The 7,026-nt window shown below is 67.8% G+C and carries 8 protein-coding genes; 3 read left to right on the top strand and 5 right to left on the bottom strand.

Going from position 1 to position 7,026, the window contains the following annotated elements:
* Together ABDV68_RS17590 and eda are read left to right on the top strand one after the other, a co-directional pair.
* Nucleotides 1-758 (top strand): glucokinase (locus tag ABDV68_RS17590; RefSeq protein WP_343521401.1); only part of this gene is annotated, 758 nt, incomplete at its 5' end.
* The gene (eda, locus tag ABDV68_RS17595) at nt 755-1,363 is read left to right on the top strand and encodes a bifunctional 4-hydroxy-2-oxoglutarate aldolase/2-dehydro-3-deoxy-phosphogluconate aldolase (protein WP_343521402.1); all 609 of its coding nucleotides are present in this window, start codon (nt 755-757) and stop codon (nt 1,361-1,363) included. The genes ABDV68_RS17590 and eda, both read left to right, overlap by 4 nt.
* Here eda and ABDV68_RS17600 read toward each other — a convergent pair whose 3' ends face one another.
* Nucleotides 1,364-1,780, bottom strand: a complete 417-nt coding sequence (locus ABDV68_RS17600) for a helix-turn-helix domain-containing protein (RefSeq protein ID WP_343521403.1) — start codon at nt 1,778-1,780, stop codon at nt 1,364-1,366.
* Between the two features lie 57 nt (nt 1,781-1,837).
* Between ABDV68_RS17600 and ABDV68_RS17605 the strand changes: the two genes are divergently transcribed.
* Nucleotides 1,838-2,446 carry an NAD(P)-dependent oxidoreductase gene (locus ABDV68_RS17605; protein ID WP_343521404.1) on the top strand — a complete coding sequence of 203 codons (609 nt, stop codon included), beginning with the start codon at nt 1,838-1,840 and terminating at the stop codon, nt 2,444-2,446.
* Nucleotides 2,447-2,486: 40 nt separating this feature from the next.
* Here the strand turns inward: ABDV68_RS17605 and ABDV68_RS17610 are convergent, their stop codons facing one another.
* The 4 genes from ABDV68_RS17610 to ABDV68_RS17625 all read right to left on the bottom strand — a co-directional run.
* Nucleotides 2,487-4,226 (bottom strand): cellulase family glycosylhydrolase, encoded by a 1,740-nt coding sequence (locus ABDV68_RS17610; RefSeq protein WP_343521405.1) that lies wholly within the window; start codon nt 4,224-4,226, stop codon nt 2,487-2,489.
* Nucleotides 4,227-4,322: 96 nt separating this feature from the next.
* Entirely contained in the window at nt 4,323-5,291 is a 969-nt protein-coding gene (gene mltG, locus ABDV68_RS17615) for an endolytic transglycosylase MltG (protein ID WP_343521408.1), read from the bottom strand.
* Nucleotides 5,292-5,410: 119 nt separating this feature from the next.
* Entirely contained in the window at nt 5,411-6,670 is a 1,260-nt protein-coding gene (fabF, locus tag ABDV68_RS17620; RefSeq protein ID WP_343521406.1) for a beta-ketoacyl-ACP synthase II, read from the bottom strand.
* Nucleotides 6,671-6,827: 157 nt separating this feature from the next.
* Nucleotides 6,828-7,026, bottom strand: a 199-nt coding sequence (locus ABDV68_RS17625; protein WP_343521407.1) for an acyl carrier protein, incomplete at its 5' end; no start/stop codon positions are given.

The raw sequence follows: 7,026 nt of genomic DNA on the forward strand, positions 1-7,026 counted from the left end.
AGCTGATCAAGCTCACCAACAATCCGTGGATCATCCGCCCGCCGCTGATCAGGGAGCGGCTCGAGGTCGACAGCTATTCGCTGATCAACGATTTCGGCGCGGTCGGCCATGCCGTGGCCCAGCTCCCCTCGGAGCATTTCCTGCATCTCTGCGGCCCCGACGCCCCCTTCGCGGAGAAGGGCTCGATCACCGTCTGCGGCCCCGGCACCGGGCTCGGCGTCGCGCAGGTCTTCCGCACCGGCCCGCTCAGCTATCACGTCATTTCGACCGAGGGCGGGCATATGGACTTCGCCCCGCTCGACGGGATCGAGGACGCGATCGTCAAGCGGCTGCGCACCACCTACACCCGCATCTCGGCCGAGCGGATCGTCGCCGGCCCCGGCATCGTCCCGATCTACGAGACGCTCGCCCAGCTCGAGGGCAAGCCGGTCAAGAGCCGCAACGACAAGGAAATCTGGAGCCTCGCGCTGGAGGGGCAGGACAGCCTCGCCGTCGCCGCGCTCGACCGCTTCTGCTTGAGCCTCGGCGCGGTTGCGGGCGATCTCGCGCTCGCGCACGGGCCGACCGGCGTGGTCATCGCCGGCGGCCTCGGCCTGCGCCTCAAGGACCATCTCCTCGCCTCGGGCTTCGGCCAGCGCTTCATCGCCAAGGGGCGGTTCCAGGCGCTGATGTCGTCGATCCCGGTCAAGCTCATCACCCACCCCCAGCCCGGCCTCTACGGCGCCGCGGCCGCCTACGCCCAGGAGCATACCCAGTGACCATCGAAGCCATCATGCGCACCAGCGCGGTCATCCCCGTGCTGGTGATCGAGGACGCCGCCACCGCCCGCCCGCTGGCCGAGGCGCTGGTCAAGGGCGGCCTCAAGGTGCTCGAGGTGACGATGCGCACCGCCGCCGCGCTCGACGCGATCCGCGAGATGAAGCAGGTCGAGGGCGCGATCGTCGGCGCCGGCACGGTGGTCAACACCGAACAGTTCGCGCAGGTGATGGACGCGGGCGCCGAGTTCATCGTCTCCCCCGGCCTGACCGAGCGCCTCGGCGAGGTGATCGTGCAGAGCGGCGTCCCCTTCCTCCCGGGCGTCGCCAATGCCGGCGACATCATGCGCGGCTATGACCTCGGCCTGCGCCACTTCAAATTCTTCCCGGCGGAGACGTCGGGCGGCCTCAAGGCGCTCAAGGCGCTGGCCGGACCGTTCTACGAGGCGAAGTTCTGCCCCACCGGCGGCATCAGCCCCGCCACCGCGCCGGAATGGCTCGGCTTCGACCCGGTCCTCTGCGTCGGCGGCAGCTGGGTGACGCCCAAGGGCGCGAGCTACGACGAGGTCGAGCGGCTGGCGCGCGACGCGGCGGGGCTGGCGCGCTGATCAACCGCCGCAGCCCAGCGCGTCGTCATAGAAGCGCTGGGCTGCGGCCACGTCCGGCATATGGGTTTCGGCCCAGTCGATCATCGACCGCAGCGATCCGATCAGCCCGCTGCCGAGCGGCGTGATCGCGTAGGTGACGGTCACCGGCACCGTCGCCACCACGGTGCGGCTGACCAGCCCGTCGCGCTCCAGCGACCGCAGCGTCTGGCTCAGCATCTTCTGCGACACCCCTTCGATCCGCCGCCTCAGCGCGTTGAACCGCATCGCCTCCTGCCCCAGGAGCAGCAGGATCAGCACGCTCCATTTGTCGGCCACGCGATCGAGCAGCTTGCGGGTGGGGCAATCGGCTGCATAGACGTCGCCCCGCTCGCAGGTTTCCCCGGCGAAACCACCTATCCTTGAAGTGCCTTCTTGCATGATGGGTATCCATACCTGACTTGGTATCCATTGGAAACCATGAGAAGGAAATCGGACATGAAGGTGGCGGTTCTCGGCGCGAGCGGACGCGCGGGCTCGGAGATCACGAAGGAGCTGGCGGCGCGCGGCCACGAAGTACTCGCGATCGCGCGCAAGCCGGAGACCATCCCGCAGCACCCCGGCGTCACGCCCCGCGCTGGCGATGCCGCCGCGCCGGAGGCCTTGGCCGATCTCATCCGCGGCAGCGACGCCGTGATCAGCGCACTGCATTTCGACGTACCTGCGGAAACGTTGCTGTCGGCACTGAAGCTGGCCGGAGTGTCGCGGCTCCTCGTGACCGGCGGCGCCGCCAGCCTGGAGGTCGCGCCGGGCAAACGCGTGATCGACGATCCGGCCTTTCCCGAGGAATGGAAGGGCATGGCGCTGGGCGGCATCGCCTTTCTCGATGCCCTGCGCAGCGAAACGGAGACCGACTGGACCTATTTCTCGCCCGCCGCATTGCTATTCGAAGGGCCGCGCCTCGGCACCTACCGCTCCGGCACCGATCAGCTCGTCACCGATGCCGATGGCGAGAGCAAGATCAGCTTCGCCGACTATGCGATCGCGATGGTCGATGAACTGGAGCAGCATCGCCACAGCCGGGCGCGCTTCACCGCCGCCTACTGATCCCCGGGGAGCGTGGCTCGCTGCGGAGCGGGCCGCGCCGCTATTCGAACGTCAGGCTATCGATCTCGCAGTCGGTGCACGCATCCGCTTTCAGCACAACGCGGTTCTGCCCCTGCATCAACTCGATGCGGGCGAACCGGAGCGTCGTCCAGGCACTCCCGGCGGGAATGGCGACCGATACGGGCGCCCGCCCGTTCACCGCGAGCGAGAGCCTGCCTCCGGCGCTGCCACGCGCACGAACGCTGACGCTCCGCATGCCCGCTTGCTCGGCGTCGACGGTATATCGCAGCCACTCGCCCGCCTGGACACTGGTGACGTAGGGCGCGCGCGCCGCACCTTCCGTGATGTCCACGCCATCGTTGCGGTAGGTCATCCCCGAATTCCACGTCACCCGCTCACCCCCGGTCGCGACGTGATAATTGGCATCCTCCCGGTCTCGATAGGCATAGCCGGCCCGTCCGAGATCGAAATCCACCGCCGCGATCCGCGCGCGCGCCTTGCCGATCCGGTTGGGCCTGAACGCCAGCGTCGCATTGCTGTGCGGCTGGCGGAACATCGCGTCGATTACGTCGGGATGCTGGAGGTTGTTCTCGTAGCGCACGTCATGCGTCGCCAGCCGCATCAGCGCCGTCTCCGCGTCCTTCGCGCTCGGCTTCGGCCCCTTGCCCAACCAGTATGCGACCAGCGCGTTCCACCCGGGATTGGGCTTCACCTGCAGCGGGTTGTTGTAGCGGATCTTCTTGAGCGGCCACCACGCCCAGCCGATCCCCTCGCCCTCGACCAGCGCGATCGCGTCGCGGAACCAGGCGTTCGAATTCTCCCCCGTCTCCCCGAGCCACAGCGGCAACCCGAGCCGGTCGCGCAGCGCGAGGTGCCCCGCGATCGACTCGCGGTCGTTGCGGTTCCAGTATTTGTGGAAGCTCAGCGCGGAGTTCGCGTCGAGCGGCGCGTCGAGGCCGCCATAATTGTTCCCCCAGCAATTCCCCTCGATGATGATCATGTGGTTGCGATCGACCGAGCGGATCGCCGCGATCACCTCGCGATAGAAATCCCACAGCTGCGCATTCGCCTTGGACGAACAGCCATGCCCCTGCTTCGGCCCGTCGAAATCCCAGTTCGGCTCGTTGAGCACGTCATAGGCCGCGATCCCCGGCTCGTCCGCATAGCGCTCGGCGAGCTTCTTCCACAACGCCACCGTCTTGCGCCGGTTCTCCGCGCTTTCCCACAGCGACGGCTTGGCCGGGTCGCGGTCGCTGATCGGCAGATCGTTCCCCTGCCCGCCCGGCGCCGCGTGCAGGTCGAGGATCAGGTGCATGTCGTTCGCGCGAGTCCATTCGAGCAGCCGGTCGATCCGCGCGAAGCCGTCCTCGATCCACGTGTCCCGCCCCGCCACCGGCTCGCGCTCGATCGGCAGCGTGAAGAGGTTGTAGTGCATCGGCAGCCGCACCGAGTTGAACCCCCAGCGCGCCATCGCGTCGATGTCCGCCTTGGTGGTGAAATTGTCGAGCCAGGCACGATAGAAGGCGGCGGCCTTCTGCTCCCCGACCAGCTCGACGATCCTGCGCCGGATCACATGCTGCTGCCCCTTCTCGAGCCCGCCGAGCTCGAGCATATAGCCTTCCTGCAGCATCCAGCCGCCCAGCCCCATGCCGCGCAGCAGCAGCGGCCGGCCCTCGCCGTCGACGATCCGCTTGCCGTCGCGATGGACGAAGCCCTGCGCGGCCGCAGACGCGGTGCTCGCCACCGCCAGCGCCGCCATCATCCAACGCGTCCACGCCATCGGCCGTCCCCTCCAACGATTCTGTATCGTTGGGAACGTTATCAATCCCGGAAATCTGCGTAAATGGCCGTATCTGTCAGGGTCTCAGCGGGCGTCTCACATCTCGCCCCGCGCCCGGCGCAGCGCATACCATTTCTGGACGTTGGCGTTGTGCTGCTCGAGCGTGTCGGCGAACACGTGCCCGCCGCTGCCGTCGGCGACGAAGTAGAGCGCGTTGGTCTCCGCCGGGTCGAGCACCGCGTCGATGCTCGCGCGGCCCGGATTGGCGATCGGCCCGATCGGCAGCCCGGCGCTGGCATAGGTGTTGTAGCCGTTCTTGTCCTGCAGCTCGGAGCGCAGGATGCGCCGCCCCAGCGGCTTGCCCTTGGTCACCGGGTAGATCACCGTCGGATCGGCCTGCAGCGGCATCCCGCGCTTCAGCCGGTTGGAATAGACCCCCGCCACCATCCGCCGCTCCTCGGGCTTGCCCGTCTCCTTTTCGACGATCGAAGCGAGGATGATCGCCTGCTCGGGCGTGCTCACCGCGATCCCCGGCTTGCGCTTGGCCCACGCCGCCGCGAGATATTTCTTCATCGCCGCCTGCATCCGGTCGAGCACCGCCTGCCGGCTGTCGCCACGGTTATAGGCATAGCTGTCCGGGAGCACGCTGCCCTCGGCCGGCACCGCGACCTTGCCGGCCATCTGCGGCGCGGCGTTGAGCTTCTCCTGCACCAGGATCGACGGCATCCCCTCGGGCACCATCACGAAGCGCTGGAGCGTGCGCCCGCCCTGCAGCATCTTGAGGATGTCGGCCTGGCTGAGGCCCGCCGGGACGCGATACTCGCCTGCCTGGATCGGCTCGCCGCTGCCGAAGATCCGCGCCATCCACAGGAAGGTGCCGGCGTCCTCGATCGCGCCCGCCTTCTCCATCGCTTCCGCGGCGGAAGTCATCGTCGCGCCTACGGGCACTTCGACCGTCACATTGGCCTTGGCCGGCCCCGGCCCGCCCCACTGGTTCGCCGCCCAGAAGGCCGCGCCCACCAGAAGGAGGACGACGACGACACCCAGGCACCCAAGCTTGCGCAGCATCGCCGTTCATCCACTCCCGAGACCCGTTCGCCCTGAGCTTGTCGAGGGGCCTCTCCCCTTTGCGGGCGAGGTCCCGGGCTTCGACAAGCTCAGCCCGAACGGGGACTGTCGCTCAATCAGACCGCCTTCATCACCAGCGAGGCGTTGGTCCCGCCGAAGCCGAACGAGTTGTTCAGCACCGCCTTGACCTTCCGCTCCTTGGCCTTGTGCGGCACCAGGTCGACGCCCGCGCAATTCTCGCTGGGATCGTCGAGGTTGAGCGTCGGCGGGACGATCTGGTCGCGCAGCGCGAGGATGCAGAAGATGCTCTCCACCGCGCCCGCGCCGCCCAGCAGGTGCCCGATCGCCGACTTGGTCGAGGACATCGACAAGTCGCCGATCGCATTGCCGAACAGTTTGCGGACCGCACCCAGCTCGAGCTCGTCGCCGAGCGGGGTCGAGGTGCCGTGCGCGTTGATATAGTCGATGTCGGACAGCGCCAGGCCCGACTTCCTCATCGCCATCTCCATCGAGCGATAGGCGCCCGAGCCCTCGGGATGCGGCGCGGTCACATGATAGGCGTCGCCCGACAGGCCGTAGCCGACCACCTCGGCATAGATCTTCGCGCCGCGCGCCTTGGCCCGCTCATATTCCTCGAGCACCACCACGCCCGCGCCCTCGCCCATGACGAAGCCGTCGCGGCCCTCGTCCCACGGGCGGCTCGCCCGCCACGGCTCGTCGCGGAAGCCGGTCGAGAGCGCGCGCGCCTGGCCGAACCCGGCGATGCCGATCGGGCAGATCGCGCCCTCGGCGCCGCCCGCCAGCATCACGTCGGCATCGTCCATCGCGATCATCCGCGCCGCGTCGCCGATCGCGTGCGCGCCGGTCGAGCAGGCGGTGACCACCGCGTGGTTCGGGCCCATCAGCCCGTATTTGATCTGCACCTGGCCGGTGATCAGGTTGATCAGCCGCCCGTGCACGAAGTGCGGCGACACGCGCTTCGGCCCCTTCTCGGCCAGCACCAGCGATTCGCTCTCGATGCCGGGCAACCCGCCGATGCCCGATCCGATCGAGCAGCCGGCGCGCAACCGCTCGGCCTCACTCATCTCGGTGAGGCCGGCATCCTCCAGCGCCTGGCCGGCGGCGTCGATGCCATAGACGATGAATGGATCGACCTGGCGCTGCACCTTGTGATCGACGCGCTTGCCCGGATCGAAGCCATATTCATGGTCCGCCGGCTTCACCTCGCACGCATAGTTGCTGTGGAAGTCGGTGGCGTCGAACCGGGTGATCGTCCCCGCGCCCGATTTGGCCGCGATGATGTTCTTCCAGGCGGTTTCGACGTCCGCACCCAGCGGGGTCACGAGGCCAAGGCCAGTCACGACGACGCGGCGCATAGTATCTCTCCGTTAGGGCATCGGGCTGAACGGGTTTTCAGCGAACAACGATGCGACAGCAACAAGTCTCGAACGCGAAACGGCTCCCCACCCCTTTCCGGGACCGGGAGCCGTTCGTCAAATCCTGCCCGCAAGGGCGGCCATGCAGGTTGCCCGCTTAGCCCTGATTCTCGTCGATATAGGTGATCGCGTCCTTGACGGTCGTGATCTTCTCGGCGGCATCATCGGGGATCTCGACGCCGAATTCCTCTTCGAACGCCATCACCAGCTCGACGATGTCGAGGCTGTCCGCGCCCAGGTCGTCGATGAAGCTCGCGTCCTCGGTCACCTTTTCGGCTTCGACGCCGAGGTGCTCG

Source organism: Sphingomonas sp. (genome assembly GCF_039595165.1).
In the GTDB taxonomy this organism is placed as follows: domain Bacteria; phylum Pseudomonadota; class Alphaproteobacteria; order Sphingomonadales; family Sphingomonadaceae; genus Sphingomonas.